22 protein-coding genes and 3 pseudogenes are annotated in these 26,212 nt (G+C 59.0%); 10 read left to right on the forward strand and 15 right to left on the reverse strand.

The features are described from left to right. Nucleotides 1–7 precede the first annotated feature (7 nt). From B7L09_RS05135 to B7L09_RS32740, 4 genes and pseudogenes are all read right to left on the reverse strand, one after another. Complete coding sequence (locus B7L09_RS05135; RefSeq protein ID WP_438269292.1) at nucleotides 8–343, reverse strand: hypothetical protein; 336 nt, start codon at nucleotides 341–343, stop codon at nucleotides 8–10. A 157-nt stretch (nucleotides 344–500) separates the two neighbouring features. Next, nucleotides 501–1,151, reverse strand: a complete 651-nt coding sequence (locus tag B7L09_RS05140; RefSeq protein ID WP_010459044.1) for a response regulator transcription factor — start codon at nucleotides 1,149–1,151, stop codon at nucleotides 501–503. Nucleotides 1,152–1,255: 104 nt separating this feature from the next. Next, nucleotides 1,256–1,843, reverse strand: coding sequence for a lecithin retinol acyltransferase family protein (locus B7L09_RS05145; RefSeq protein WP_010459040.1), 588 nt, complete (start codon nucleotides 1,841–1,843; stop codon nucleotides 1,256–1,258). Nucleotides 1,844–1,973: 130 nt separating this feature from the next. Next, nucleotides 1,974–2,195, reverse strand: a pseudogene (locus B7L09_RS32740) (serine/threonine-protein kinase PknK); the annotation flags it as partial. Nucleotides 2,196–2,525: 330 nt separating this feature from the next. Here B7L09_RS32740 and B7L09_RS05155 point away from each other — a divergent pair. Together B7L09_RS05155 and B7L09_RS05160 are read left to right on the forward strand one after the other, a co-directional pair. After that, nucleotides 2,526–3,701 (forward strand): annotated as a pseudogene (locus B7L09_RS05155) (NAD(P)/FAD-dependent oxidoreductase); the annotation flags it as partial. Nucleotides 3,702–3,902: 201 nt separating this feature from the next. Continuing rightward, entirely contained in the window at nucleotides 3,903–5,363 is a 1,461-nt protein-coding gene (locus B7L09_RS05160) for a M15 family metallopeptidase (protein WP_094467984.1), read from the forward strand. A gap of 72 nt (nucleotides 5,364–5,435) precedes the next feature. Here B7L09_RS05160 and B7L09_RS05165 read toward each other — a convergent pair whose 3' ends face one another. Both B7L09_RS05165 and B7L09_RS05170 read right to left on the reverse strand, forming a co-directional pair. Beyond that, nucleotides 5,436–5,894 (reverse strand): GNAT family N-acetyltransferase, encoded by a 459-nt coding sequence (locus B7L09_RS05165; RefSeq protein ID WP_094467985.1) that lies wholly within the window; start codon nucleotides 5,892–5,894, stop codon nucleotides 5,436–5,438. A 20-nt stretch (nucleotides 5,895–5,914) separates the two neighbouring features. Next, entirely contained in the window at nucleotides 5,915–6,568 is a 654-nt protein-coding gene (locus B7L09_RS05170; RefSeq protein ID WP_094467986.1) for a peroxiredoxin, read from the reverse strand. Nucleotides 6,569–6,938: 370 nt separating this feature from the next. Between B7L09_RS05170 and B7L09_RS05175 the strand changes: the two genes are divergently transcribed. After that, nucleotides 6,939–7,211, forward strand: coding sequence for a DUF2790 domain-containing protein (locus B7L09_RS05175; RefSeq protein ID WP_094467987.1), 273 nt, complete (start codon nucleotides 6,939–6,941; stop codon nucleotides 7,209–7,211). Nucleotides 7,212–7,255: 44 nt separating this feature from the next. Here B7L09_RS05175 and B7L09_RS05180 read toward each other — a convergent pair whose 3' ends face one another. From B7L09_RS05180 to B7L09_RS05200, 5 genes are all read right to left on the reverse strand, one after another. Continuing rightward, a complete protein-coding gene (locus tag B7L09_RS05180; RefSeq protein ID WP_094468041.1) occupies nucleotides 7,256–8,194 on the reverse strand; it encodes a LysR family transcriptional regulator in 939 nt (312 codons plus the stop codon). 63 nt (nucleotides 8,195–8,257) lie between these two features. Further along, nucleotides 8,258–9,208 carry an aldo/keto reductase gene (locus B7L09_RS05185; RefSeq protein WP_094467988.1) on the reverse strand — a complete coding sequence of 317 codons (951 nt, stop codon included), beginning with the start codon at nucleotides 9,206–9,208 and terminating at the stop codon, nucleotides 8,258–8,260. Nucleotides 9,209–9,228: 20 nt separating this feature from the next. Continuing rightward, nucleotides 9,229–10,719: an efflux transporter outer membrane subunit gene (locus tag B7L09_RS05190; RefSeq protein WP_094467989.1), complete on the reverse strand. Its 1,491-nt coding sequence runs from the start codon at nucleotides 10,717–10,719 to the stop codon at nucleotides 9,229–9,231. Between the two features lie 19 nt (nucleotides 10,720–10,738). Next, a complete protein-coding gene (locus tag B7L09_RS05195) occupies nucleotides 10,739–12,211 on the reverse strand; it encodes a DHA2 family efflux MFS transporter permease subunit (RefSeq protein WP_094467990.1) in 1,473 nt (490 codons plus the stop codon). Continuing rightward, nucleotides 12,211–13,347, reverse strand: a complete 1,137-nt coding sequence (locus tag B7L09_RS05200) for an HlyD family secretion protein (protein WP_094467991.1) — start codon at nucleotides 13,345–13,347, stop codon at nucleotides 12,211–12,213. Before B7L09_RS05200 ends, B7L09_RS05195 begins: the two co-directional genes overlap by 1 nt. 252 nt (nucleotides 13,348–13,599) lie before the next feature. Here B7L09_RS05200 and B7L09_RS05205 point away from each other — a divergent pair, with 252 nt between their 5' ends. The 7 genes and pseudogenes from B7L09_RS05205 to B7L09_RS05235 form a co-directional block, all read left to right on the forward strand. Beyond that, entirely contained in the window at nucleotides 13,600–14,226 is a 627-nt protein-coding gene (locus B7L09_RS05205) for a TetR/AcrR family transcriptional regulator (protein WP_094467992.1), read from the forward strand. Next, nucleotides 14,219–14,725 (forward strand): G/U mismatch-specific DNA glycosylase, encoded by a 507-nt coding sequence (gene mug, locus B7L09_RS05210; protein ID WP_094467993.1) that lies wholly within the window; start codon nucleotides 14,219–14,221, stop codon nucleotides 14,723–14,725. The genes B7L09_RS05205 and mug overlap by 8 nt, the downstream gene beginning before the upstream one ends. Before the next feature lie 200 nt (nucleotides 14,726–14,925). Beyond that, nucleotides 14,926–16,299: a glutamine synthetase family protein gene (locus tag B7L09_RS05215; RefSeq protein ID WP_094467994.1), complete on the forward strand. Its 1,374-nt coding sequence runs from the start codon at nucleotides 14,926–14,928 to the stop codon at nucleotides 16,297–16,299. Nucleotides 16,300–16,309: 10 nt separating this feature from the next. After that, entirely contained in the window at nucleotides 16,310–17,701 is a 1,392-nt protein-coding gene (locus tag B7L09_RS05220; protein ID WP_094467995.1) for an aldehyde dehydrogenase family protein, read from the forward strand. Between the two features lie 3 nt (nucleotides 17,702–17,704). After that, on the forward strand, nucleotides 17,705–18,865 hold the full coding sequence (locus B7L09_RS05225) for an iron-containing alcohol dehydrogenase (protein WP_094467996.1): 1,161 nt from the start codon (nucleotides 17,705–17,707) through the stop codon (nucleotides 18,863–18,865). A 133-nt stretch (nucleotides 18,866–18,998) separates the two neighbouring features. Next, nucleotides 18,999–20,564, forward strand: coding sequence for an amino acid permease (locus B7L09_RS05230; RefSeq protein ID WP_094467997.1), 1,566 nt, complete (start codon nucleotides 18,999–19,001; stop codon nucleotides 20,562–20,564). 164 nt (nucleotides 20,565–20,728) lie between these two features. Beyond that, nucleotides 20,729–20,851, forward strand: a pseudogene (locus B7L09_RS05235) (GNAT family N-acetyltransferase); the annotation flags it as partial. A 20-nt stretch (nucleotides 20,852–20,871) separates the two neighbouring features. Here the strand turns inward: B7L09_RS05235 and B7L09_RS05240 are convergent. The 4 genes from B7L09_RS05240 to B7L09_RS05255 form a co-directional block, all read right to left on the reverse strand. After that, nucleotides 20,872–21,984: a hypothetical protein gene (locus tag B7L09_RS05240; protein WP_010459008.1), complete on the reverse strand. Its 1,113-nt coding sequence runs from the start codon at nucleotides 21,982–21,984 to the stop codon at nucleotides 20,872–20,874. A gap of 83 nt (nucleotides 21,985–22,067) precedes the next feature. After that, nucleotides 22,068–23,243 carry a DUF2252 domain-containing protein gene (locus tag B7L09_RS05245; protein ID WP_420802912.1) on the reverse strand — a complete coding sequence of 392 codons (1,176 nt, stop codon included), beginning with the start codon at nucleotides 23,241–23,243 and terminating at the stop codon, nucleotides 22,068–22,070. A 538-nt stretch (nucleotides 23,244–23,781) separates the two neighbouring features. Next, nucleotides 23,782–24,975: an MFS transporter gene (locus B7L09_RS05250; protein ID WP_094467998.1), complete on the reverse strand. Its 1,194-nt coding sequence runs from the start codon at nucleotides 24,973–24,975 to the stop codon at nucleotides 23,782–23,784. A 71-nt stretch (nucleotides 24,976–25,046) separates the two neighbouring features. Next, a complete protein-coding gene (locus tag B7L09_RS05255; RefSeq protein WP_094467999.1) occupies nucleotides 25,047–26,069 on the reverse strand; it encodes an alpha/beta hydrolase in 1,023 nt (340 codons plus the stop codon). Nucleotides 26,070–26,212: the final 143 nt, after the last annotated feature.

Genomic DNA, 26,212 nt, shown 5'->3' on the forward strand with positions numbered 1-26,212 from the left:
TGTTTTTTCACTTACGCGCCAACTTGTACCGCACGCACTCTTCATAAAAGCTCTGCCGGACGTCCGCCGGCTTGTACCGCGACTTGCTGTCGTAGGTCTGCTCGGTGATGCCCATCGCCATCATGCGCATCCACGATTTGCTGAACTTGATGGTCTGGATCTTCTGCCGCGCGGCATACAGGGAGACCCCGGCCAGCTTGAGTTCCTGGGCCCTCGCCGCCGTGCCCGCCCCCCAGCTGCACATATACCGTTCATTAGACGCCAGCTCCTTGGCATGGGCAGAGGCTGCAACGCTGGCCAGGGCAAACGAGATCATCGTGACAAATACTCTTCGCAATTGCATTCCGCCTAACCACCTGAAAATGAAGTGATTTTGGCGACAACTGTGACGCTTCGGGGCCAGCAAAATGCCTCTTTTTCACCCCCCCCGCGACAGCATCGTGGGCGCCTTTGCGTTTTCGGCCGTACTCGAAATGGATCGGGCCAGCGGGCCTCTTGAGTCATTGATCGTGGCCAATCCCCAAGGACTCGGCCATGCGCACCAGGTCCGCAAATGACTTGGCGTGCATTTTTTTCATGGCATGGGCGCGGTGGATTTTCACGGTGATCTCGCTCAGGTTCATCTGCCCGGCAATCTGCTTGTTCATCAGGCCTTTGGCGGCAAGGGCCATCACCTCTTTTTCCCGGGCCGTCAGCGATTGGTAGTTGCTGTGCAGGTCTGATCGCTGTTGCTCGACTTCCCGGCGCCGGATATCGGCCTGAAGTGCGCCTGACACCGCGTCCAGCAGGTCCTGTTCACGGAACGGCTTGGCCAGAAAGTCCACGGCCCCTGCTTTCATCGCCTTGACCGACATCTCGATGTCGCCATGACCGGTGATAAAAATAATGGGGATGTTCGCGTTTGATTCCACCAACTGACGCTGGAAGTCCAGGCCACTGCTCCCTTGCAGTCGTACATCAAGGACCAGGCAACTGGCGCCCCCGGTCTTCGGATGCTGAAGATACTCGGCCGTGGAAGCGAATGTCTGGACCTGGATCCCGGCAGAGCGCAACAGATTAGCCAAGGCGTCGCGAATGGACGCATCGTCATCCACCACGTACACCATCGAACCTTGATTGCCTTGCTTACTGGAGGAAGGATTGCCGCTCATGGGCGGTCCTCAATGAGAATGGGTAGCAAAAAAGTGTAGCAGCACCTGAGGCCGATTTCCGAGGCGCGACGTTTTTGTAGGGTCGCGCTCGGGCCTAACCTGCACTAGGCAATAAAGTTGTGCTCCAGCGCCGAAATAAAAGAGAACAAAGAACGTGGGCTGTGCAACCAGGCATTGACCTGGGCGCTGTAACTTTTGCCGCGGGTGCACCAACTGCAAAAGTGCTCGCAGTTATTGGAGAAAATCCGGTATTGATTCTCGCCGATCCTGGAGCGCGCCCGGTTGGCGATTTCATGGCAGGGAAAGTCGCCTGGCTCCTGATACATCCAGACCGGTTTGCCGTGGGCGAAACGTTCAAGATCGATGACTTCGACGGGGCCGGGTTTGAATGAACTGCTGAACCCGGAATAGTGAGCCACTTTTCCACCGCCTAGATAGATGCCGTGATGCATATAGAACGTGCGTGGCCCCACCAGATGCGCACCGACAGGCAAGCTGTCCGCGGCCTCCTGGACGTCGATCAATTTCAACACAACGCCGGACGACAGGTAGGTTTCGGCGAAGGGGTGATTGACGGGCAACAGGGCGCTTAACTGACTGGACATCTCCGTTGTCATGATGGTCAGGCAAACACGTGCAGTTGAACGAAGCGATAAACAGCGTTCGACGACCTTGGTGGTAAAAGCACTCATGACAACTTCCTCCGTAACCCTTGCATTGACTCTATCGACAGGGTTGCGGAGTTTCATTTGTACATACGATTAGTCTGAACGACCTATGAATATACCTCCCCTAAACCTAAGTATTAATCCGGGGGCCGGGCAGCGTGAATTGCACCGTGGCACGCAACATCTCAAGCGGCTGCACCGCCCACGTGCGATCGAGTTCGTCCTTCAGGCCAAACTCATGTGCGAGTCGGCCAAGGCAGGCTGGGAGAGGTTGTTCCGCCGCAGGCCGCGCGATGAGCACAGGGCTGTCGCTGCCGGCGTTCGCGCGTAGCTCCCGACAGAAAATACGCTCACCGTCGTCCCAGGATAACTGCATGCTTTTGTTCATCTGAGGGTGAACACACGTTGGTTTTTTTATAGGCCGCACTGCGGTCAGGCTGTCGTCCAGTCCAGTGTCACCACCTTACAGACTAGCGCCACTTCGCAGACCTTCACACCACTGAGAACATTCCTGAATGTGTTGCTCCGCGCCCCTGTTAATACCTTTGTATAGATCCCTGCCACTGAGGTATGACTTTTCTGAACCGACGTAGCAGTGCGCCGGAAAAGTTCCGCCAATACCATGCACTCACAGCGGACGACTGCCGTCCCGCCAACTTGAAGAACAACTTCAAGACTATTGACCACTTCTTTTCAGGAACAAATCATGAAACAGCAAATTCTGGTTATCGGTGCGGGGTTCGGTGGTGTCTGGAGTGCATTGAGCGCCGCCCGTCTGCTGGACATGCACGACCGTAAGGACGTGGACATCACTCTGCTGGCGCCTCAGGCGGAATTGCGTATACGTCCGCGCTTCTACGAAACCGACGTGCACAAGATGTTCGCCCCCCTCGACGCGCTGTTCGATTCGGTGGGTGTGCGTTTCGTCAAAGGCATGGCCGAGCGTATCGACGAGCAGACCAAAACCGTCGGCTACCGCGATGAGGCGGGCCACGAGGGCACGTTGAGCTACGACCGTCTGATATTGGCCGCAGGCAGCCAGCTGGTCCGGCCGAAGGTGCCAGGTCTTGCCGAGCACGCCTTCGACGTGGATCAGATCGAAGCCGCCGTGCGCCTTGAAGACCACCTCAAATCCCTGAAAGACCGCCCTGCCAGCGTTGCGCGTAACACCGTGGTGGTCGCGGGTGGCGGTTTTACCGGCATAGAGACCGGCACCGAGATGCCGGCACGCCTGCGGGCTGTGCTCGGCGACGATCAGGATGTGCGCGTGATCATTGTCGACCGTGCGCCGCAGATCGGCGCGACGATGGGTGATGGCATTCGTCCCTCCATCATCGAGGCGTCTGAACACCTGGGCGTCGAGTGGGTGGTCAACGCCAGTGTCGCGGCAGTGGACGCCAACGGCGTGACCCTCGCCGATGGCCGCCACATCGAAGCCCAGACGGTGATCTGGACCGTCGGGTTCCGCGCCAGCCCGCTGACCGAACACCTGACCAGCGATCGCGACCCACAAGGGCGCTTGCACGTCGATGAGAACCTGAAGGTATTGGGCCAGACGCATGTCTATGCTGCCGGCGACGTCGCCTATGCCGCGACCGACGACCTTGGCAACTTCGCCGCCATGTCGTGCCAGCACGCGATCGCCCTGGGCCGTCATGCCGGGAACAACGTCGCCGCGGATCTGCTGGGTGTTGCGCCGACCCCTTACCGTCAACCGAAGTACGTGACCTGCCTCGACCTGGGTGCCTGGGGTGCAGTGTTCACCGAAGGCTGGGATCGCCAGCTCAAACTGGTCAAGGATGAGGCCAAGGAGCTCAAGACGCAGATCAACACTCAGTGGATCTACCCGCCAGCCGCTGATCGTGCCACCGCTCTGGTGGCGACAACTGTGACGCTTCGGGGCCAGCAAAATGCCTCTTTTTCACCCCCCCCGCGACAGCATCGTGGGCGCCTTTGCGTTTTCGGCCGTAATGCCTGCGCCTAAACATGAATCAGCCAGACACTGGCGGTCATGGTTTAAGATCCGTTTGAAGCGTCCTCCGGACTCGACAACACCTCCATGCGCTTAAACCTGAAGGTTCGTATGCCCTCCTCGCTACCCTTGCCAGTTCAATGCCGCCACCTGCCAGCCCGCTCGTGGCTGCGGTCACTGCTGTTGCTGAGCGTCATCCTGCCAGGCATCGCCAGTGCTGAGCCAAGACCCGACAACATGGTCTACCTGCGCACGATTGATCCGACCATCGTGCAAGACATTCGCTACGCCAGCGCCCATAACTTCACCGGACACTCACTCGACGGATACGCCGCTGCCGAGTGCCTGCTGTCGCTGGACACCGCCCAGGCCCTCGCCCGGGTGCAACAGGCACTTCAAAAGCAAGGCTATGGCTTGAAGGTGTTCGACTGCTATCGACCCAGCCGGGCGGTGGCCGATATGGGCCGCTTTGCGACTGAGCCGGGGGACCCGCGCAAAGCCGAGTTCTATCCGCGCGTGGACAAGCAGGACTTCTGGCGCCTGGGGTATGTGGCGCGGGTGTCGAATCACTCCAGAGGCTCGACCGTGGACCTGACGCTCATCGGTCCCAAGGCTCTGCCCGCCGATACCTGGACACCCAAGGCCGCGCAAGTTGATTGCACCGCGCCTTATGTCCAGCGCTGGCACGACGGCGCACTCGACATGGGCACCGGGTACGATTGCTTCGATGAGCGTGCGCACACCGCCAACCCGACGATCAATGCGACGGCGAAAGAAAACCGTCAGCGACTCAGCCGCGCCATGGAAAAAGAGGGTTTTGCCGGCTACTCGAAAGAGTGGTGGCACTTCACTTTCGGTGGAGACGGAGCACCGAAGAATGTGATGGATTTTCCCATCACGCCGTTGAGTGCCAGCGAGGTGCTGGACAGCAGCCACCAACTGATTGTGGTCACCACAAAAAACTGGGATGACATTCAGGGCACTGCCCAGCGCTATGAACGAGACGGGACCAGCTTTCGAAAAGTCGGTGACGGGTTTGCGGTGGTGGTCGGCAAGAACGGGTTGGCGTGGGGTAAGGGTTTGGGCAACGTTGAGCCTGGTGAAGGACCGGTCAAGCGTGAAGGCGATGGAAAAGCACCTGCGGGGATGTTCAAGCTTGGAACGGCGTTTGGCTACGATGCAACGGGCGATACAAAACTGCCTTATCTCGCGCTGACCTCGGCCACCGAATGCGTGGATGACAGCAAATCCGAACGTTACAACGAACTGGTCGACGGCGCGGCGATAACCAAGGACTGGAACAGCTCCGAGCAGATGCGCAAAGAGGCTGGGTATCGCAAAGGGATCTTTATCGAGCACAACACGCCGGCGTCACCGGGTGACGGCTCGTGCATCTTTTTCCATATCTGGCGCGGGCCTGCCTCGCCGACGTTGGGGTGTACGGCGATGGACCAGGGTGATATTTCGCGGTTGTTCGAGTGGCTGGATCCGCGTGAATCTCCGGTTTTGGTGCAGATGCCTGAGGGGCAATATGAGCAATGGCGCGAGCGATGGAAGTTGCCGCAGCGTTGATCGAATGCGGGATAACCACGTTCCAGCGAGGTATCACGCAGCTTATTGATGAGGGAGGTTGTTATGCGTTGGTCAACCCTGCTTCAAATCGAGGCAGTAGGTGTAATACCCCGGATCGCGCACGTAACCCAGCGACTCGTATAACCGCTGTGCGCCGAAATTATCCGTGGCCGTTTCCAGCACCATGCCCTTGGCGCCTGTCGACAGTGCAAAGGCTCGGGCAGCGTTCATCAGCAGCCTCCCCACGCCCTGCCCCCGGGCCTCGGGAGCGGTGAAGAGGTCGCTGAGCAGCCAGGTGCGGTGGGCGTCAATGGAGGAGAACGTCGGGTACAGCTGGACGAACCCCAGCGCATTACCGGTAAGGTCCGATGCGAAAAAGATCACGGATTCATCCCGGGCAATGCGTTCAGCGATGAAATCCCGGGACTGTTGAAGGTTCGAGGGCTGGCCGTAGAAGCCTCGATAAGCGTCGAAGAGGTGGGCGATTGTGTCGATGTGCGTTGCCTCGACACGCAAGACTTGAACGGCCATGCCTGGGGTCTCCGTAGGGGTTACTTCGGTTGCGCCACCGTGCGCAAATAAGGTTTCACCGTCTTGAAACCATCCGGGTATTTCTTTTTCGCGTCCTCATCGGACACCGACGTCGGGATGATCACGTCCTCACCCGGACGCCAGTTTACCGGGGTCGCAACGGTGTGTTTGGCGTTCAGTTGAAGCGCATCGAGCAGGCGCAGCACTTCATCAAAGTTACGCCCGGCACTCATCGGGTAGATGAGCATCGCCTTGACCTTTTTGTCCGGCCCGATGATGAACACGGAACGCACCGTGGCGTTGTCCACGGCCGTGCGTGCGCCGCCGCTGGCATTCGGGTGGATCATGTCGTAGAGCTTGGCCACCACCAGGTTTTCGTCGCCGATCATGGGGTAGTTGACCGCATGCCCCTGGGTTTCTTCGATGTCCTTGGCCCAGCTTGCATGGTTACTGACGGGGTCGACGCTGAGCCCGACGACCTTGGTGTTGCGTTTGTCGAACTCCGGCTTGAGCGCTGCCATGTAACCGAGTTCAGTGGTGCACACCGGGGTGAAGTCCTTGGGGTGCGAGAACAGAATCGCCCACTTGTCGCCGATCCACTCATGGAAATGCAGCGTGCCTTCGGTGCTTTCGACGGTAAAATCCGGTGCTTCGTCGCCAATGCGGATGGTCATGATCGTTCTCCTGAGGGTGAGTTCGTAGGGAAGCCGTCGGAACGCGAGTCGCTGTTCCAACGGCATTCGGGATCTGTGTTGAACCGGTCAACGCGGATCAGTATAGGAGACGCTTCAAGACCTGCCGGTGACCGGCGCATTCACTTTGTAAGTCCTTGATTCAGGCCTTTGAAGGCTGCTCAGGCAACACCGCCAGCGCTGATGCAGACGCAACGCCATTGGCTTTTTCGACGCCTGCCATTCATGCGTAATCCGGCAACAGTGTTTGTCCAGCGGGCCGCTATTTGAGGGTTCGGTAAACCCCTAGCATCGTCTCTACCCGGTGAGCCAATGGAGTCCGTCTCCATCGGCTCACGCCGGGTCAATCNANATGAAAGCTTTAAAAATTGCGCTGTTCCTGGCGCTGGGCGGTATAGGCGCACAGGCCTTTGCAAGCGACAACCCGTCTAAGGCCGAAGCCATTAAAACGCCGGTTGAAAGCTACTCCTACGGTACAAAACTGGACATCAAGAAAATCATCACCGTGACAGAGATTGCAGACGAGTGCGGCCCGGTCCCGGCCCGAATGACCTATGAAGATTCCAAGGGTCAACGCCATGTCCTTCAGTACCAGGTCATGGGCACTGGATGTTCAAATGGTTGAAGCCAGTCAGGAAAATGGAGGGTCGACACTCCATGCCTGCAACGTCATCTTTTTTTCGCTGAGCCGACGATTTTTTCATCCGCAGCCAGCACGTCCGGAATGGAGTATTTGAGAAACTCCACCCAGGTCTTTATTTTTGCATCGACGAACTTTCGTGACGGATAGATCGCATACAGATTCAGCGCTTCAAGGTGGTGCCCGGGCAATACGCGCACCAAGGTGCCGGCTCGCAGGCCATCGACCGCAGACGCGATGGGCTGGATACCAATCCCCATGCCGTTGGTAATCGCGACGGTCATGCCATCGGCGGTGTTGATGTGGAACGGTGATAGCGGAACGCTGACGGTCTCCACGCCATCCGGCCCCTCCAATACCCAGTTTTCAACCGGCATCACCGTATTCACGATTTTCAGACAGTCATGTTCGGCGAGCGCGGCCGGGGATTCCGGCTGTCCGCGTTTTTTCAAGTACGCCGGCGAGGCGCAGAGAATGCTGTAGGTGATGCCGAGTCGCTGCGCCACGAAGCCTGAATCGGGCAAGTCCCGGGCCAGCACGATCGACATGTTGTAACCCTCCTCCAGCAGATCCGGCAGTCGATTGGTCAGTGTCAAATCAAACATGACCGTCGGGTGCAGCTCTCTGTACCTGGCAACGGCATCGATCACGTAGTGATTGCCGATGGCGGCCATCGCGTGAATCTTCAGGCGGCCCACAGGTTGGGTGTTCGCGGTGCCCGCTTCCTCATCGGCCTCCCGCACCTCTTCAAGAATCCTCTCGCAACGTTCCAGGTAACGCAGGCCGGCTTCGGTCAGCGCCAGACGGCGGGTTGTGCGGTTGATCAGGCGTGTGCGAAGCCTGGCTTCCAGGCTGGAAACCGCTTTGGAAACGTTGGTCGTGGTGGTGTCCAATACCTCCGCCGCCGCCGTAAAGCTGCCGCTTTGGGCCACCGCCACGAAAAACCGCAGGGTCTGGAACACGTCCATGGTTTTCACCTCGCAGGGATGGAAAGAAGAGGCGGCCTTGTAAGGCCGCCCCGTCATCATGGGTTACTTCTTGCGCGGAATAAATCCTGGGACACCGGTTTCCACCACTGAGTTGAATCGAATCCTGGTGGTGATGTCGTTCTGAATTTCAACCATGGCCCTTTGCGGCAAGGTCGAAATATCGAAGTTTTCCCGGATATGACTCGGTGTCGCAGACGTGGTCAGGAACGCCACTCCACGCTGCACCGACCAGGCCAACGCCACTTGCGCCGGGGTCTTCTGCACACGCTGGGCAATCTGGGTGATCACCGGGTCTTGCAGGACATTAGGCTCCATGCCGTGACCCAGCGGCGCAAACGCAAGCACGATAATCCCATGCTGTTTGCAGAACTCGAGCAGTTCCCATTCCGGCAGGTACGGGTGGGACTCGACTTGCACCACGGCCGGTTTGATCCGCGCCACTTCGACTATTTCCTGCAGTTTTTCCAGGGTGATATCCGACAAGCCGATGGCCTTGCAGCGGCCTTCATCCACCAGGCGCTCCATTGCCCTCCAAGTCTCGATGAGCGTAACGCCGTCGTCGTAGATCACGTGGCCCGATTCATCCCTCGGATCCTGGTTGTCGCCGGGTTGAAAGGCAAACGGCGTATGGATCAGGTAGCAATCGATGTAGTCCACCTGGAGGCGTCGGCAACTGGCCTCGAACGCCGGTTCGACGCGCTCGGGACGGTGGTTGGTGTTCCACAGTTTGGTGGTGATGAACAAGTCTTCGCGGCGGACGTTTCCGGCATCCAGCATTTCCTTGAAGGCCACGCCGACCTGTTCTTCATTTCGATAACGCTCGGCGCAATCGAAATGGCGAAAGCCCGCTTCCAGCGCGTCTTTGACCGCTTGGGTGGTGACGCTGAGGTCGCGAAACAGGGTGCCAAATCCCACGGCCGGCATTTCAACGGAGCCGTGGTTCAGTGCAAATTTCGTGTCGCGAAGGTCATCGTTGAAGGGTTCGTAAGTCATGTCTGTACTCCAATCTCTGGCTATTGATACGAAGGTTTCGCTGCTTCACGACTGGCAACGCGCTGCTCGAACGCGCCGACAGAATTACCGCCAAGCGCCACGTACAGCTGCACGGTGTCGAGGTATTGCGCGGTCTTCACGCGGATCTGGCCGAGTAACGCCTGCTCGTAGGCACGTTCGGCTTCCAATACCTGTAGGATGCTGTTCTCACCTTGCGCGTAGGCTTGCTGGTTCAAGCGAAAGCTGGTGTCGGCGGCGCGCAGCGCGTCTTCCTGCGCCAGGTTTTGCTCGGCGTCGTGGTTGATCGCCTGGAGCGAATCCGCGACCTGGCCGAACGACTGAATGACGGTCTGCTGGTAGCCGGCGAGCGTCGCCTTGTAGCCGTCGACCGCCGCCTGACGCTCAGCCTTGAGCGTTCCGCCATCGAACAGCGGCCCTGCAATCCCCGCCGCGAAGCCCCAAAGCGCGGCGCCGCCATTGCCTGATGCGGCTTGCGCCAGCGACGCGGACAGCGTGACGCGGGGATAGAGATTGGCGGTGGCGATGCCGACTGCCGCGCTGGCCATGTGCAGTTCGGCCTCGGCTTGCAGGACGTCCGGCCGACCGTGGGCCATTTCCGACGGCACGCTGACGGGCACGTTCGCCGGCAATACAAACTCGGCAAAATCGAAGTCCGGCGCGCTCCAGTCGCCCGGGCCTTTGCCCGTCAGAATCGACAACGCGTGACGTGCGGCATCGCGCTGCTGAGCGAGGGGCGGCAGCAGCGTGCGGTCCTGGGCAAGCCGGGTTTCGGCCAGGGAAACGTCGATCTGCGTGGTGGTGCCGTTGGTGTGGGCCATGCGCACGAGGTCGAGGTTCTTCGCGTCATTGGCCAGCAGCTTTTCGACGGCCGCGATCTGCGCGTTGGCGGAAGCCACCAACAACGCCTGGCTGGCGACATCGCCGGTCAGGGTCAGGTACGCCGCTTCGTAACGATGCTTTTGCAGCGCGGCAAATGCTTCTTGCTGTTCGATCACGCGTTTGTTGCCACCGAACACGTCAAGGTCAAAGCCGACCCGTGGCCCGATGGCATAGAAGTTGGAAGTGGCAGGCTCCTTCGCGTTGTGTACCCGCTGGCGACCTGCCGTCGCGCCAAAATCGACTTGCGGATACAGTGCACCTTCTGCTGCGGCCACTGAAGACGCGGCTTGCCGGATCGTTGCGTCCGCCGCCACGAGCTCAAGATTGCCCTCGATGGCGCGACGCACCACGTTGTTGAGCTTCGGCGACTGGAAGGCTGTCCACCAGTCACCGCGGACCTTTTTACCCAAGTCGATGCGTTGTTCGCCGGGCGTGTTGCCGCCCTGGCCGAGGCGTTGCTCGGCCTGTTGATCATAGTGCTGCGAAAAGCTCGGCGGCGGCAATTGGTAGTCAGGGCCGACGGTGCAAGCGGTCAGGAATACCAGCGCCGATACCGCACCGAAGGTGGTTTTGAACAGCTGTCTGTTGAGGAAGTGCGCATTGGATTTCATTGGGCAAACTCCACGAAAACTAGTTGGTCGGAACGGGCTTGCGAAGAAAGACAACCAGTGGGCTCACCACCAGCATCGCCACCATCAAAATCTTGAATTGGTCGACCACCGCGATAAACGCCGCCTGGTGGGTGATCATTTCGTTGAGCCCCGCCAGTGCTGGCAGGGACATCGGCGCGACGGAATACGGCGTCACGTTACTGACGAGTGCCATGTGCATCGCTTGCGTGTTGTTGAAGAAATACAACTGCACAATCGCCACGCCCAACGTGCTGCCGTACACACGGGACAGATTGAACAGACCGGTGCCTTCGGGGCGTAACGTCGGGTCAAGCGTGCTGAACGCGACCTTGGTCAGCGACGGCATCAAGATGCCGATGCCAATGCCCTGGACCGCACCGGCCAACGCCACGGGCGACCAGTCCATCAACGGCGAATAACCGAGCATCAGCCAGTTGGCATAAATCACCACGCCAACGCCTGCCGCCACGAACAGCCGACGGTCGAAACGCTCGGGCACACGGTTCATCAGCAGGAACGCGCCGACCAGCCCGATACCACGGGGGATGGTCAGGGAACCGGTGGTGTCCGGCGGATAGCCGAGAATCTCGTCGAGCATTGGCGAGGTCAGGGCCATGGTCGACAGCAGCACGAAGCCGACGGCGAAAAAGATGATCGTCGACAGCACGAAATTGCGGTCGTTGAACAAGCGCTTGTTGAGGAAATGCACCTTCGCGGTCAGCACGTGCACCGCAAACAGGTAGGCCCCCAATGCGCAGCCGATGGCTTCCAGCCAGATTTCGGTCGAGGCAAACCAGTCCAGGCGTTCACCGCGGTCGAGCAGCATTTGCAGGCTGATCAACCCCAGCGTGAAGCTGCCGAAGCCAAAGAAATCGAACGTCGGCCGCTTTTCGGCTTTCTTCTCATTCAGCAACAGCGCCATCACGAGGAAGATAAAGACCGACAGCGGAAGGCTGATGTAGAAGATCGGGCGCCAGTCGAAATGCTCGCCGATCCAGCCGCCCAGGCTCGGGCCGCTGACGATGCCGAACAGCACGATGGCGGTCCAGGTTGCACCGAATTTTGCACGCTTCTCCAGGGGCAATGTCTCCAGCGAAATCGCCATCGACAGCGGCGCCAACACGCCACTCGCCAGGCCCTGGAGAATGCGCGCCCCGATGAATTCCAGCGACGTCGTTGCGTGGGTGGAGAGCAGCAAACCAAGGACGAAAAAGGCCAGCGCGGTTTGATAAACCCGCTTCAGCCCATAACGCCCGGCGAGCCATTGCGCGATCGGCATGGTGATGGCGCTCGCTGCCAGGTACGAGGTGAAGATCCAGCCCGCCTGGTCGTCGGTCATCGACAGGCTGCCTTGAATCAACCTGAGCACAGCATTCGGAAGCGGCAGGTTCGCCGACTGCATGTAAGTCGCGAGCAGCGCGGCGAACCTTAACGTTCCCGCACCTTGAGGTCCGGCAAGGTTGGCGTTCATCAGAAGTTACCTGCGGTCAACAGAGCCTTGAGCGGTTGCCACCACGGCGTGCGGTAGCCGGTATCGACCTTGACCGTGGCGCTGGTGCCCGAGAACAGCGGCAACGCAGGATCGGTCTCATCGAGTTCGAGCCGCACCGGTACGCGCTGCACCACCTTGACCCAATTGCCGGTCGCATTTTCCGGTGGCAGCAGGGCGAAGTCCGACCCGGCACCCGGGCTCATGCTGGTCACGTGGGCTTTGAAAACGTGATCAGGATAGGTATCGATACTGACCGTCGCCGCCTGGCCGGGGCGCATGTGGGTGACGTCGGTTTCGCGGAAGTTGGCTTCCACCCAGATCTCGCGATCCGACAGCAGGGCAAAGGCTGGCGCGCCGTTGTTAACGTAGTTGCCGACCTGCAAATCGTCGACCTTGGCGACGATGCCGTCATCCGGCGCATACACCGTCGCGTAGGAAAGGTAGAGCTGCGCTTCGTCGAGCTGAGCCTTGGCTTCACGAACCGTCGGGTGGGTATCGGCGTCGATGTTCGGATTGCCATTCAGCGCAACAACGGTACTGGCGATCTGTTGTTCAACCGACGCAATCCGTTGCCGGGCCACTTTGAAGTCGGTGTCGGCGCGTTCGTAAATGGCCCGCGAGACGAACTCGGTCGCCACCAGCGCCTTCTTGCGAGCAAATTCCCGTTGATCGAAATCGGCCGACTCTTTGGCCGATTGCAGTTCCGCCTGTTGCTGACGGTAGCTGGCCTTGAGTCCATCGATACGCAGGCGCGCCACGCTCAACTGCGCTTCTGCGCGGTTGACGGCGATCTGCAACGGTTTCGGATCGATGCGGAACAGCACCTGGCCTTTGTGCACCGGCTGATTGTCCTCGACGGCGATTTCAACCACTTGCCCGGAAATCCGCGCGTTGATCGAGGCCTTCGCCACCCGGGCGTAGGCGTTATCGGTCGAGATAATGGCGGCGCCGGCCTGATAACGAGCGAATCCGACGACGGCGAAAATCAGCGGCAGACCGACAATAAGGAACGGCCGCAGTTTCTGTTTGAACGGTTTTTTGATGGGCGTATCGCCAAGGTTCGGTGCGGGGTGCTCGAAGCTCTGCGAAGCCGGGATGTCGAACTGTTTAGTCATGATCGAATACACCTTTAACCGGGACATCGGGCCGGCGAAAAGTGTGGCGGCCCCGACGTCAATAGTTGCTGTGATGAATCAAGCCCGAGCACGGACGGGAGGATCGCTCCGCCGCACCTGTTTCGTCGCCGCAACACTCAGTTCGAGCTCCGCTTCAACAAACCGTAAACCAAGGAATTTCTGGTTCCTTAATTTTGTGCGATGGTGTAAGAATATCCCCACACAAACACTCCATCAAGGTTTTTATACGACATGGCACAAAAAAAGATTACCGAAGGAAAAGGCCGCGGCCGTCCACGCGCTTACGACCCGCAGACAGCTCTGCAGCAAGCGCTTGGTGTGTTCTGGAGCACCGGCTATTCCGGCGCGTCGCTGGACAGCATCGCCACCGCAGCGGGCATGAATCGCCCCAGCCTCTATGCGGCATTTGGGGACAAACACGCGCTCTACATAAAGGCGCTTGAGCAATATTGGGAATTTGCCGCGGCGGCGATGCACGAGGCGCTGACGGACAACACCCTGCCCCTGCGCGATGCGTTGATGCGTTTTTACGAAGGGCAGTTATCGATCTACTTCTCGGGCGACGGCCAACCGCGCGGCTGCTTCGCGATCGGCACAGCGACCACCGAAGCGGTCGAGGATCCGGAAATTCGCGAAGTACTGTCGGACCGGCTCAGCAGGCTCGATGCCGATCTGGAAACGCGTCTGCGCACCGCCATCGATTCCGGCGAACTCAAAGGCGATGTCGACGCCGCCGCCCTCGCCGTCCTCGCGTCCTCCCTGCTGCACAGCATTTCGATACGCGCACGGGCAGGCAAATCCCGAGAGGAATTGACGGAGCTGGCACGCAATGCGGTCGGTGTGATCTGCGGTGCGTGAAGGCCTCGAAGACATTCTGGCTGAACAGCTGGCGGTGATTTTTTGCGGCATTAATCCGGGCATGACGGCCGCCGCTCAAGGGCACCACTTTGCCGGCAGAGGCAATCGCTTCTGGCGCACGCTGCATCTTGCAGGCTTCACGCCTGAGGAAGTGCGCCCGGAAAACGACCGGACGATCTTGAACTATCACTGCGGATTGACGGCCGTGGTGGATCGGCCCACGGCGCGTGCGGATCAGTTGTCCCTGCATGAATTCACCGCCGCCGCGGCGAGTTTTGAACAGAAGATCGCTCGTTATGCGCCGCGTTATGTCGCGTTTCTCGGTAAAGCGGCGTATGGCGCGTTATCCGGCCAGCGCGACATTGCCTGGGGGCTTCAATCAAAAACCTTTGCCAATGCCCAGGTCTGGGTCCTGCCTAACCCGAGTGGGCGAAATCTCGCGTTCAGCCTGGATCAACTGGTGGACGCGTACCGCCAACTTTGGTCGGCAGTGAATTAGCCTGCACCGAGGACTCCCTCGGCAAGGCTCGGCCTGATTCACCCGGCGTCGTTCACCAAAACTTGCGTTCGGCGGCCGTAGGCTAAGCTTAGAGCAGCTTATTGCACACGATGCTCACGTCTGCAGGTTTGGGGTTGTTCTGGAGAGCGTCTGCAACAGCTATTTCAGACAGGCCCAACCTATTCACGCAGGACTACGTGATGACCGAGCCCCTTCTCAGTTTTGATCAACTCAAGCGTGCTGCCGCCTCCGGCGAAATTGATACTGTTCTTGTTTGCATGGTCGACATGCAAGGCCGACTGGTCGGCAAGCGATTCCAGGTCGAGTTTTTCATCGACAGCGGCCACGAAGAAACCCACTGCTGCAATTACCTGCTGGCCGACGACATCGACATGGAACCCGTACCGGGTTACGCCGCCGCCAGTTGGAGCAAAGGCTACGGCGACTTTGTCCTCAAACCCGACATGTCCACTTTGCGACGGGTGCCCTGGCTGGAATGCACGGCGCTGGTGCTGTGTGATGTGCTTGATCACCACCATCGACGCGACCTGCCGCACAGCCCGCGGGCGATTCTGAAAAAGCAGATCGAGCGACTGCGCGAACGCGGCTACACCGGCATGTTCGCCTCGGAACTTGAGTTCTATCTGTTCGACGAAAGCTACGAGGCCATCCACAAGCGCAACTACCACAAGCCGAAAACCGCCGGCCACTACATCGAGGATTACAACATCCTCCAGACCACCCGCGAAGAGCCAGTGCTGCGGGCGATTCGCAAGCATCTGCAAGCCTCCGGCATTCCCGTGGAAAACTCCAAGGGTGAATGGGGACCCGGCCAGGAAGAGATCAACATTCGTTACGCCGATGCGCTGACCATGGCCGACCACCACGTCATCATCAAGCACGCCTGCAAAGAGATCGCGCAGCTGCAAGGCAAGGCGATCACGTTCATGGCCAAGTGGCGGTATGACGCCGCCGGGTCCAGCAGCCACATCCACAATTCGCTGTGGGACAAGAACGCCAAGAAGCCGCTGTTCTTCGACGCCAAGGCCGAGTTCGGCATGTCGAAACTGATGCGCGCGTGGGTGGCCGGGCAGCTTAAATATGCCAACGACATCACCTGCTTTCTCGCGCCCTATATCAATTCCTACAAGCGTTTTCAGGCCGGCACCTTTGCGCCGACCCGGGCGGTCTGGAGTCGCGACAATCGCACCGCCGGCTTTCGTCTGTGCGCGGAAAGCAGCAAATCCATCCGCATCGAATGCCGCATTGGCGGCGCCGACCTCAACCCTTATCTGGCCTTTGCCGCGTTGATCGCTGCGGGGCTCGCCGGTATCGACGAGAAGCTCAACCTCACACCACCCTTCGAGGGCGATGCCTACGTCGACGAACACTTGCCGGAAGTGTCAAAGACCTTGCGCGAAGCCTGCGCCGCGCTCCAGGGCTCGACCATGTTGCGCGAGGCATTCGGTGATGAAGTGATCGACCACTACGTGCACACCGCCGAGTGGGAGCAGAAAGAGTACGACCGGCGCATCACCGACTGGGAATTGCAGCGCGGTTTCGAGCGCTATTGAGACCGCCATCATGACTGCAACGATTCAACTCATTTCACCGGTCAATGGCCGGGTCTATGCCGAACGTCGCTGTGCCAATCCTGCGCAGATCGAGCAGGCGCTGGCGGCTGCCGCAACTGCCCAGGCGTCATGGAAGCGCCGACCGCTGAGCGAGCGCGCCGCCTTTTGCAATGCTGCGGTGGACGCGATGCTGGCCATGAAGGACGAGATCGTCCCGGAACTGGCCTGGCAGATGGGCCGCCCCGTGCGCTTTGGCGCGGGCGAACTGCGCGGCTTCGAAGAGCGCGCCCGGCATATGATCGCCCTTGCACCTGAAGCGTTGGCAGCCATTGAACCCACGCCTGTCGACGGTTTCCGCCGCTGTATCAAGCGCGAGCCGATGGGGACGGTGCTGGTCGTCGCACCGTGGAATTACCCCTATCTGACGGCGGTGAATACGATTATTCCGGCGTTGATGGCCGGCAACAGCGTCATCCTCAAACACGCTTCGCAAACGCTGCTGGTGGGTGAACGGTTCGCCGAAGCGTTTCGCCGCGTCAATCTGCCCGAAGGCCTGTTTCATAACCTGCTGCTCAATCATGACCAGACCGCCGCGATCATTGCTTCCGGCCGTGTGCAACAGGTGAACTTCACTGGTTCGGTCGGCGGTGGCAGAACGATGGAAAGCGCAGCGTCAGGCCACTTCCTCGGCCTGGGCCTGGAACTCGGCGGCAAAGACCCGGCCTACGTCCGCGCAGACGCCAACCTCGACCACGCAGTGGAAAACCTGGTGGACGGCAGCTTCTTCAACTCCGGGCAAAGCTGCTGCGCCATCGAGCGCATCTATGTCGATGAAAAAATCTACCCGGCGTTTGTCGAGCGATTCGTCGCGCTGACGAATCAATACGTGCTGGGTAGTCCACTGGACGAAGCCACCACACTCGGCCCGATGGTGAACCCAGGCGCTGCGGAATTCGTGCGCGGACAAATCGCCGATGCGCTGGCCAAAGGCGCAAAAGCGCTGATCGATCCGAAGGCCTTTCCCCTCGACGCACCGGGCAGCGCCTACCTCGCGCCGCAGGTGCTGATCGACGTCACCCATCACATGTCGGTGATGCGCGAAGAAAGTTTTGGCCCAGTGGTCGGCATCATGCCGGTGACCGGCGATGACCACGCCATTGCCTTGATGAACGACAGCGAGTTCGGGCTCAGCGCTTCCATCTGGACCCAGGACCTCGCCGCCGCCGAACACCTGGGCAACGCGATCGACACCGGCACCGTGTTCATGAACCGCTGCGATTACCTGGACCCGGCCCTGGCCTGGACCGGGGTGAAGAACAGCGGCCGCGGCGTGACCCTGTCGCGCCTGGGTTACGAGCATCTGACCCGAGCAAAATCCTTCCATTTGCGCCATGAGATCTGAGCCATGAGCCTGACCGGGAACTGGAACTACCCCACGAGCATTCGCTTCGGTGTCGGCCGCATCAGCGAGCTGGCCGAGGTCTGTCGCAGCCAGGGTATCCAGCGACCGCTGCTGGTCACCGACAGCGGCCTGGGGCGCGCGCCGATCACCACGGCGGCTTTAGACTCCTTGCGTGCCGCCGGCCTTGGCGTCGCGCTGTTTTGCGACCTCAAGCCCAATCCGGTAGAAGCCAACCTCGCGGGCGGGCTCGATGCCTGGCGCGCCGGCAAACACGATGGAGTGGTCGCCTTCGGCGGCGGCAGCGGCCTGGACATGGGCAAGCTCATCGCCTTCATGAGCGGCCAGACCCGGCCGGTCTGGGATTTCGAAGACATCGGCGACTACTGGACACGCGCCGACGCCAGCCAAATCGCCCCGGTCATCGCGGTACCGACCACAGCAGGCACAGGTTCGGAAGTAGGCCGCGCAGCGGTGATCATCGATGAACGCACCCACACCAAACGCATCATCTTCCACCCGAAAATGATGCCACGCGTGGTCATCAGCGACCCGGCCCTGACCGTCGGCATGCCGGCCAAAGTCACCGCCGGCACAGGCATGGATGCCTTGGCACACTGCCTGGAAGCCTACTGCGCGCCTGGTTTTCACCCGCTGGCCGACGGCATCGCGGTGGAAGGCATGCGCCTGGTGGCCAACGCGTTGGTGCGGGCCGTGCACACCCCGTCCGACCTCGACGCGCGCGCGCAAATGCTCGCCGCCGCCGCGATGGGCGCCACCGCATTCCAGAAAGGCCTGGGCGGCATGCACGCCCTCTCGCACCCGGTCGGCGCGCTGTACGACACCCATCACGGCATGACCAACGCCACCTTTATGCCCTACGTACTGCAATTCAATCGCCCCGCCATCGAAGAACGCATCACGCGCCTGGCGGCTTATCTGCGCCTGCCCTCGCCCGGCTTCGACAGTTTTCTGGCCTTTATCCTCAAACTGCGCAAAGACATCGGCGTGCCGCACACGCTGGTCGAGTTGGGCGTGGATGACCAACAGGCCGACCTGATCGCGGACATGGCCATTGTCGACCCCTCTGCCGGCGGCAACCCGCTGCCATTGACCCGGACTGGCGCGGCAAGCATTTTCGACGCGGCTTATCACGGCCGTATTTAGAGCAGTTGTCTGTCCAGACATAGGGCATGGACAGGGTGTACCGGTTGGAAAAGGAGCAGTACGACAAGGGGTTGAAAGCCAGCCCATCCGGGACCCGGATGGATGCGTATCAAAACCTGAAGGGGCACACAACATGAAGCCAGCAAGCCAAGCCGGCACCGACGCGTCGCACGACGATGACGTCAAGGTGCTGCACAGCATGGGCTATGCCCAGCAACTCTCGCGACGAATGGGCGTTTTCTCCAACTTTGCCATTTCCTTTTCGATCATCTGCATCCTCTCGGGTGGCATCAACTCACTCGCCCAGGGCACCTCGGGCGCGGGTGGCGCGTCCATCGGCATCGGCTGGCCGATCGGTTGCCTGATCTCCGGGGTGTTTGCCATGGCCATGGCGCAGATCTCATCAGCCTACCCCACCGCCGGCGGCCTCTATCACTGGGGTTCGATTCTCGGTAACCGCTTCACCGGCTGGCTGACAGCCTGGTTCAACCTGCTGGGGCTGGTCACCGTTCTCGGCGCGATCAACGTCGGCACTTATTACTTCTTTTTCGGTGCTTTCGGACCAGCACTGGGGATGGAAGACACCATCACGACACGGATGATTTTCCTGGCGATCCTCACGGGCCTGCAAGCCTTGTGTAACCACCTGGGGATTGGCCTGACTGCGAAACTCACCGACTTCTCGGGGTACCTGATCTTCGCCACGGCACTGGCGCTGACCATCGTCTGCCTGATCTCGGCGCCCAGTTATGAATTCGCCCGGTTGTGGACCTTCGGCAACTACTCCGGCGAAGCGGGCGGCAGCGTCTGGCCGCAGGTGTCGAACGGCTGGATCTTCATGCTCGGCCTGCTCTTGCCGATCTACACCATCACCGGCTATGACGCCTCCGCGCACACCTCCGAAGAAACCCGCAACGCCGCCCTGTCGGTACCGCGCGGCATGGTCATGTCGGTGGTCTGGTCGTTGCTGTTCGGCTGGGTCATGCTCAGCTCCTTCGTGCTGATGCTGCCGAACATGGACGAAGCCGCGAAACATGGCTGGACCGTGTTTTTCTGGGCGATGGACACGCAAGTGAACCCGACAGTAAAAATGGCGCTGTACGTGGCCATTTTCATCTCGCAATTCCTCTGCGGACTGGCGACCGTGACCTCGGTGTCACGCATGATCTTCGCCTTCTCCCGTGACGGCGGCCTGCCGTTCTCCAGAGCTCTGTCCTCGGTTTCGCCAACCCTGCGCAGCCCGGTGGCTGCAATCTGGACCGGCGCCACCCTCGCCGTGTTATTCGTGTGGGGCTCGTCGGTGATCTCGGTCGGCGAAACACCGGTCTATACCATCGTGGTCTCCTGCACGGTGATCTTCCTGTTCTTCTCCTTCATCATCCCCATCGTGCTCGGCCTGTTCACCTACGGGACGTCGAAGTGGCCGACCATGGGGCCGTGGAACATGGGGCGCTTCTGGTACACCGTGTTCGCCCTCCTCTCGATCCTTTCGATGGTCATCATCTTCGTCATCGGCATCCAGCCACCGAACGAATGGGCGCTGTACATCACCATCGGCTTTCTGGTGCTGACCGCCATCGTCTGGTTCGGCTTCGAAGCCCGCCGCTTCCAGGGCCCGCCGATAGGCGACGTGATCATCAGGCGCCAGGCTGAAATCGCTGCGGCGGAAGAGGCGCTGAACAAACACGCCGGAGGCTGATACCGACCACCGCCATAAAAAAACGGGATGCCAAGCGTCCCGTTTTTACGAAAACAGATAGCACAAACAATCAGCTACCTGTGGCGAGGGAGCAAAATAGTCGCCCCCGGAAAACACCCAATGCACACACTTCCCCCCACGCCTGAGCCTGTTCCCAGGCGTGTGTTGGCGCTGTGCGGGTACCGTCGTCGATTACAGCAGAGGAGTTTTACGCTGCGTTGGGTTATCAGAACATCCGCGACGAGTTCCATGGGGCTGAGCGCACCATCGTTATGGAAAAGCGGCTTGAGGCTACCCCCCCAGTCGCTCAGTTTGCGGGCACGGTGATCACAGGTGTCTGTGGCGCCACGCCCGTTTCGGCCAGCGAAAACAGTACAAGAATAAACAAGAACTCCGATTTGGATTTCATGTCACGGTCATCGATCCAGAACCAATAGTCGCGATAGCGAACGGCTGCATAGGCATCGATTGGCCGCTCCCTGCTTGAGTGAATGCGCACTAATGGTTCGTCCCATGGGCTTGGATGCTCAGGCGCGGCAGGCGCCGGGTTTGCACGTCCTTCTTGCACATGGGCAGGTGGAACCTCGATGGTAGCGGCCAGCTCCACGAAGATTTCCGACATGGAACGAGTGAGTAGCACGACCTCGGTATCATCCTGCTGCACCATGCCGAACTTTAGATTCAGCTCGCTGGCATCGGGGCTCAAGTGAAGGAGTTCGCGCACCTTTCGGCGATCTTTCTCGATGTCGTCGGAGACGTCCCGCGAGATCAGGACGAGCATGCTTTCATCGTTGCTTCGTTGATTGATGCGCATCCCCAGCGACTCAGAGCGCTGGATCCGTCTGAAGGCCTCCAGTAACTCGTAGAAACGCGGATCTGCTGCTCGAAAACGCGAGGGGGATGTGGATCGGTTATAGACACCATTAACGGCGCTGGTGGTCAATTGCAGGACGCGATCGATAGGATAGCCGGCCTGAATCAGGGAGAACACGGCAGCCGGCGATAGGGGCTGCAGTAAATAGCGAGAGAATCTCTCCCCGGAAAGCGGGGTGTAGCTGATCGTCGGTCGATCCGTGTACACCCCGGAAGCCCCTATGGCCTGGCTGTTTCCATCGCTGGGAAGTCCAGAATACCAACTCGCTGCGAGGGTGACCTGGCTCTGCATCGCGCTGGAGGCAATGACCGAGGAAACCTCGAGGAACACGGGCGCATCTGCGTAGCGTAATTTGACGATATTGAGCAGTGTCTGTTCTTTCCAGGTCGAGGCAATAACTGCACTGTAATCTGTACGGTCACGCTGAATCGAGTTCGGTCCCATCGTTGTGCACCCGGTCACGCAGCAGGCAACGAAGAAGAGCGCTACTTGACGAGTACGGCCCGGCAATAGCCTGGTCTTCGCCGTTGAAAGATCGTGATCCATGACCTTGCCTCACAACGTATTGTTCTGTTGCACTGGGCAATCGGGTTCAGCACGCGAGGTAATGACTGCGCACTGGATCGGTTTCATAAGTCTTCTTCTCTCAACACTTTGATGCGCCCCGATTTTTCAGCGGCCACCAACGAGGCATGGTCTTTCGCGTTTTGCTTGGCGTAGCTCTGGGCAAATTCGCCAATAGCCAGATCGAAGGTGTCCGACTTGCCCAAATAGCCGCTGATGAGCGCAGCATCCCCGGATTTGGCGTGGGCACGGGCCAGTGTGAGACCGCACAACTCGGCATACAGCTTCATCTGATCGACCGTCGCGCCTTCGACAGGGGCCGCCATTTTCATGTCTCGCAACTGCCGGACGAAGAAATGCCGGCCACTTTCCCCCTGCGTCCAGCCCAGGAAAATATCGCTGGAGGCCTGCATCAGGCGTTGCCCGGTGACCACGCGCTCACCTTGATTCTCAAAGTCACTCTTGCCCGCAAAAGGAGCCAACACCGAAGGACAGGCTTCCTTGAATTGAAGGAGCAACGGGTGATTTTCAGCAGAAAAGAACAGGCCGACAAAACAATAGGTGCCGACGCTTCCGATCCCGACAGCCTTGACGACAAAGTCTTCGAGACGGTAACGATCGAACAGCACACGCCGTTCAAGCGGTAGCGATAATCGATAGTCTTGCAGCGCCACCTGCACACGTTGTGCAAAGTCCTTTTCATAGATATGAAACAGTATCGGTGGCTGATCGAGCAGGCGTCGACGTCCCGCTACTACGCTGCTGATTGTCGGATAAAGGTATTCGCCGATGCGTGCTTTGGCCTTGGCAATCAGCTGAACTCGGTTCTTTTTGATTTTCGCGTTGGGGGCCATGTCGATGATCGTTTGAGCGTCCAGGCGGTCATACCAGACGTCCAGCGGGCTCATCTTAGACAGTTTACGCAGGCGCTCGCGGTAAGCACGAACACACTGGACCGCTATCGCCTGGGCGTCTTTGTCGCTGAGCCGGTTGTCACGGGCAGCCACGACGAAACTGATTGCGAGGCGTTTTACATCCCATTCCCAGGGGGCTGGAAGCGTTTCGTCGAAATCGTTAATGTCAAAAATCAGGTTGCGTTCAGGAGTGGCAAAAAGTCCGAAGTTCAAAAGATGACAATCCCCGCAGGCTTGGACTTGAATGCCTGTGTTCGGCGTATTAGCCAAGTCATGCGCCATCACCCCGGCAGAGCCACGCAAAAAGGTAAACGGGCTGCGTAACATGCGCCCGTAGCGAACCGGAATCAGATTGGGCAGGCGATATCGGTTAGACGCTTCCAGGATTTCAATCGGGTCGCGGTGTTTACGCTTCGGCTTCCAAACGGCGTGAAGTGCGTGCGGCACGCTCTCGGATAAACGCTCACCTGCTTCCAGTCGTTCTTTGCGCGAGCGAAATATCGGTTCATCGTTCTCCATGCCTTTTGCGTCCTTCAACGTACCTTTGATAGGACTCTGCTTGTTGCGAGACATGTCCGCTCCTTTGTTCTCTGGGCACCATTGAGTCAACCACGGTTGTAATGAGCCATATCAGGGCAAGGCCGTAGCCATTGTTCATCAAAACGCTAACACCAGATGGCATTGGCATTTCTGACAAAAATCAATGCAGCGACGGGAAAAGCGTTCAGTGATGGGATGCCTTCAAGCAGATGTGCTTACGAAAACAGATAGCACAAACAATCAGCTACCTGTGGCGAGGGAGCAAAATAGTCGCCCCCGGAAAACACCCAATGCACACACTTCCCCCCACGCAACAGCGGCATTGTCATCGTAATGGGGGCAGATCCGATCGTGATACGAACAGTGCAAGTACGGCAGCCACCAGAAGAAATACTCCACTCGCGATGAATGTTGCCTGGTAGCCAACTCCGTCATAAAGCAGCCCACCCAGCGTCGCGCCGAGTGTGATAGCCAACTGAATAACCGCCACCATCAAACCGCCTCCGGTTTCGGCATCACGGGGAAGCGTGCGTGATAGCCAGGTGAACCAGCCCACAGGCGCGCACGTAGCAATCAGGCCCCACACACCCAGCAAAACGGCTGTCGCCCACATCGAGTTGCCGAAGACGAGTAGAGCCACAGCAATCCCCGACATCAGCAGTGGAATGATCATCAGCACTCGATTAAGGCTTCTGTTCAACACCGGGCCGATCACCATGGTGCCCACCAATCCGGCCATTCCGATAATCAGTAAAAGCAGCGAGAGTCCGGACACATTAACCCGTGTCACCGACTCAAGAAACGGACGCAGATAGGTGAATAACGCGAACTGCCCCATAAACAAAAATGCCACTGCGGCCATGCCCAGCGAGACTTTGGCGCTACCTAACAGCCGAAATACATCAAGTGCAGATCCAGATTCATTTTGGTCAGGCATTTTCGGCAGCGTGAATGCTTGCCAACAGAGCGCCAGAGCGGCGAGCGGAACCACGCAGAAGAATGCACCTCGCCAGCCGATCAACCCGCCCATGAAACTGCCAATGGGGGCTGCGACTGCAGTGGCAAGTGCGGTACCGCCCTGAATCAAAGCGATGGCTTTAGGCACAAAACTCTCGGGAGCAATCCGCATCATGACGGCGGTCGACATTGACCAACTGCCACCTATGGCGATCCCCAAAATGGCTCGACCCACCATCAGTGTCGAGTAGTTCGGGGCAAAAGCGACGAGCGTGCCAGAGGCAATCATCAAGGCTGTCAGGAAAAGCAAAACGGGTCTTCGGTCGAGCCGGCGAATGACTGAGGAAATGAAAAGACTGGTGATGACCGCGAAGAGGCCAGAAATTGAAATCGCCTGTCCGGCCTGCCCCTCTGTCAGCGCGAGATCGGTCGCAATCGGTGTGAGCAAGCTCACCGGCAGAAACTCCGAAGTCACCAAGGCGAAGGCGCACAGCGACATCGCCAGGACGGCTCCCCATACCTGTCGGCTCGCGGCTTGAATAGGTAAGGCAGTGCTGCTCATCTAATTTCCTTCAATACGTAAAGCGCCAACGCCTGTTGAGAGCGCATGGCCTGATAGCCCAACGATCAGTGTCACTTAAGGTTGGTTTGGAAGAACGAGGTCAGCTTGGCAAACGGGATAAGATCGACCCGATCATAGAGATCCACGTGGCTTGCACCTGGAATGATGACAAGCTCTTTGGGTTGACCAGCCAGACGATAGGCCTCTTCACTGAACTCACGCGAGTGAGCATTTTCACCGGCGATGAACAGCATTGGGCGCGGCGAGATCGTCTCGATATCGTTGAACGGATAGAAATTCATGAACTTGGTATTACTGGCCAGCGTCGGGTGAGTGGTCAGTAACGGCGACTGGCCTTTGGGGGTGAACTCACCGCGTGGCGTGCGGTAGAAATCGTAGAACTCACGCTCGATAGGGTTGGAGTTGTCCGTCAGCACATGGACAGTTCCGCTGGTGTGTTGGGTTTCGCCTCCGGTGAACTCGACATAGCGCTGCTCGGCAGCAGCGGCGATCACTTGTTTCCTCTGCTCGACAGTGTGCTTCAGGCCATTTCGGTTGGCCGCGCCCATGTCGTACATGCTGACCGTGGCAATGGCCTTGAGGCGTGGGTCGATCTTGGCAGCGCTGATGACGAAGCTGCCGCTACCGCAAATGCCCAGGACACCCATCCGGTTCCGATCAATGAACGTCTGTGTGCCAAGGTAATCAACAGCGGCACTGAAGTCCTCAGCATAAATTTCTGGCGAGACCGCGTTGCGCGGTTGTCCTTCACTTTCGCCCCAGAACGACAGATCGATGGCGAGGGTCACGAAACCTTGCTCCGCCAGTTTCTGGGCATACAGGTTCGAACTCTGCTCTTTGACCGCGCCCATGGGATGGCCAACGATGATCGCTGCGGTTTTGCTGCCGGGTTTCAAATCTTTAGGAACAAACAGATTCCCTGCAGTTTTCATCTGGTACTGATTGTTGAAGGTCACCTTCACCATCGTGACCTTCTCACTTTTGTAAAAGTTATCGGCTCCGTTAGACATGTCGGCTCCCAGTGCAGAGAGCGACGCCATCAGAAGGCCGAGCAAGATAACGAGTTTTCTCATGTGCTGCTCCCATCAGTGAATAGGTGCTGATCGACGTGGTTGCCGGGTCTGGATCAGCGGATCGTGTGGGCCCTGCCTGTGACCACAGGTGAGGCTTGCCCTATTCTCTGGGAATACGCAGTGCTTGGTAATCTAATGAAAGC

Origin of the sequence: Pseudomonas mandelii, assembly GCF_002251635.1 — a bacterium.
Classification (GTDB): domain Bacteria; phylum Pseudomonadota; class Gammaproteobacteria; order Pseudomonadales; family Pseudomonadaceae; genus Aquipseudomonas; species Aquipseudomonas mandelii_B.

Bases quoted from the DNA above. Each gene is read 5' to 3' on its own strand.
- B7L09_RS05160 (WP_094467984.1), top strand. From the start codon at position 3,903: ATGCCCTCCTCGCTACCCTTGCCAGTTCAATGCCGCCACCTGCCAGCC.
- B7L09_RS05165 (WP_094467985.1), bottom strand. From the start codon at position 5,894: ATGGCCGTTCAAGTCTTGCGTGTCGAGGCAACGCACATCGACACAATC.
- B7L09_RS05255 (WP_094467999.1), bottom strand. From the start codon at position 26,069: ATGAGAAAACTCGTTATCTTGCTCGGCCTTCTGATGGCGTCGCTCTCT.
- B7L09_RS05200 (WP_094467991.1), bottom strand. From the start codon at position 13,347: ATGACTAAACAGTTCGACATCCCGGCTTCGCAGAGCTTCGAGCACCCC.
- B7L09_RS05205 (WP_094467992.1), top strand. From the start codon at position 13,600: ATGGCACAAAAAAAGATTACCGAAGGAAAAGGCCGCGGCCGTCCACGC.
- B7L09_RS05215 (WP_094467994.1), top strand. From the start codon at position 14,926: ATGACCGAGCCCCTTCTCAGTTTTGATCAACTCAAGCGTGCTGCCGCC.
- B7L09_RS05140 (WP_010459044.1), bottom strand. From the start codon at position 1,151: ATGAGCGGCAATCCTTCCTCCAGTAAGCAAGGCAATCAAGGTTCGATG.
- B7L09_RS05175 (WP_094467987.1), top strand. From the start codon at position 6,939: ATGAAAGCTTTAAAAATTGCGCTGTTCCTGGCGCTGGGCGGTATAGGC.
- B7L09_RS05230 (WP_094467997.1), top strand. From the start codon at position 18,999: ATGAAGCCAGCAAGCCAAGCCGGCACCGACGCGTCGCACGACGATGAC.
- B7L09_RS05145 (WP_010459040.1), bottom strand. From the start codon at position 1,843: ATGAGTGCTTTTACCACCAAGGTCGTCGAACGCTGTTTATCGCTTCGT.
- B7L09_RS05220 (WP_094467995.1), top strand. From the start codon at position 16,310: ATGACTGCAACGATTCAACTCATTTCACCGGTCAATGGCCGGGTCTAT.
- B7L09_RS05225 (WP_094467996.1), top strand. From the start codon at position 17,705: ATGAGCCTGACCGGGAACTGGAACTACCCCACGAGCATTCGCTTCGGT.
- B7L09_RS05195 (WP_094467990.1), bottom strand. From the start codon at position 12,211: ATGAACGCCAACCTTGCCGGACCTCAAGGTGCGGGAACGTTAAGGTTC.
- B7L09_RS05190 (WP_094467989.1), bottom strand. From the start codon at position 10,719: ATGAAATCCAATGCGCACTTCCTCAACAGACAGCTGTTCAAAACCACC.
- B7L09_RS05245 (WP_420802912.1), bottom strand. From the start codon at position 23,243: ATGTTACGCAGCCCGTTTACCTTTTTGCGTGGCTCTGCCGGGGTGATG.
- B7L09_RS05185 (WP_094467988.1), bottom strand. From the start codon at position 9,208: ATGACTTACGAACCCTTCAACGATGACCTTCGCGACACGAAATTTGCA.
- B7L09_RS05240 (WP_010459008.1), bottom strand. From the start codon at position 21,984: ATGGATCACGATCTTTCAACGGCGAAGACCAGGCTATTGCCGGGCCGT.
- B7L09_RS05180 (WP_094468041.1), bottom strand. From the start codon at position 8,194: ATGGACGTGTTCCAGACCCTGCGGTTTTTCGTGGCGGTGGCCCAAAGC.
- B7L09_RS05170 (WP_094467986.1), bottom strand. From the start codon at position 6,568: ATGACCATCCGCATTGGCGACGAAGCACCGGATTTTACCGTCGAAAGC.
- B7L09_RS05135 (WP_438269292.1), bottom strand. From the start codon at position 343: ATGCAATTGCGAAGAGTATTTGTCACGATGATCTCGTTTGCCCTGGCC.
- B7L09_RS05250 (WP_094467998.1), bottom strand. From the start codon at position 24,975: ATGAGCAGCACTGCCTTACCTATTCAAGCCGCGAGCCGACAGGTATGG.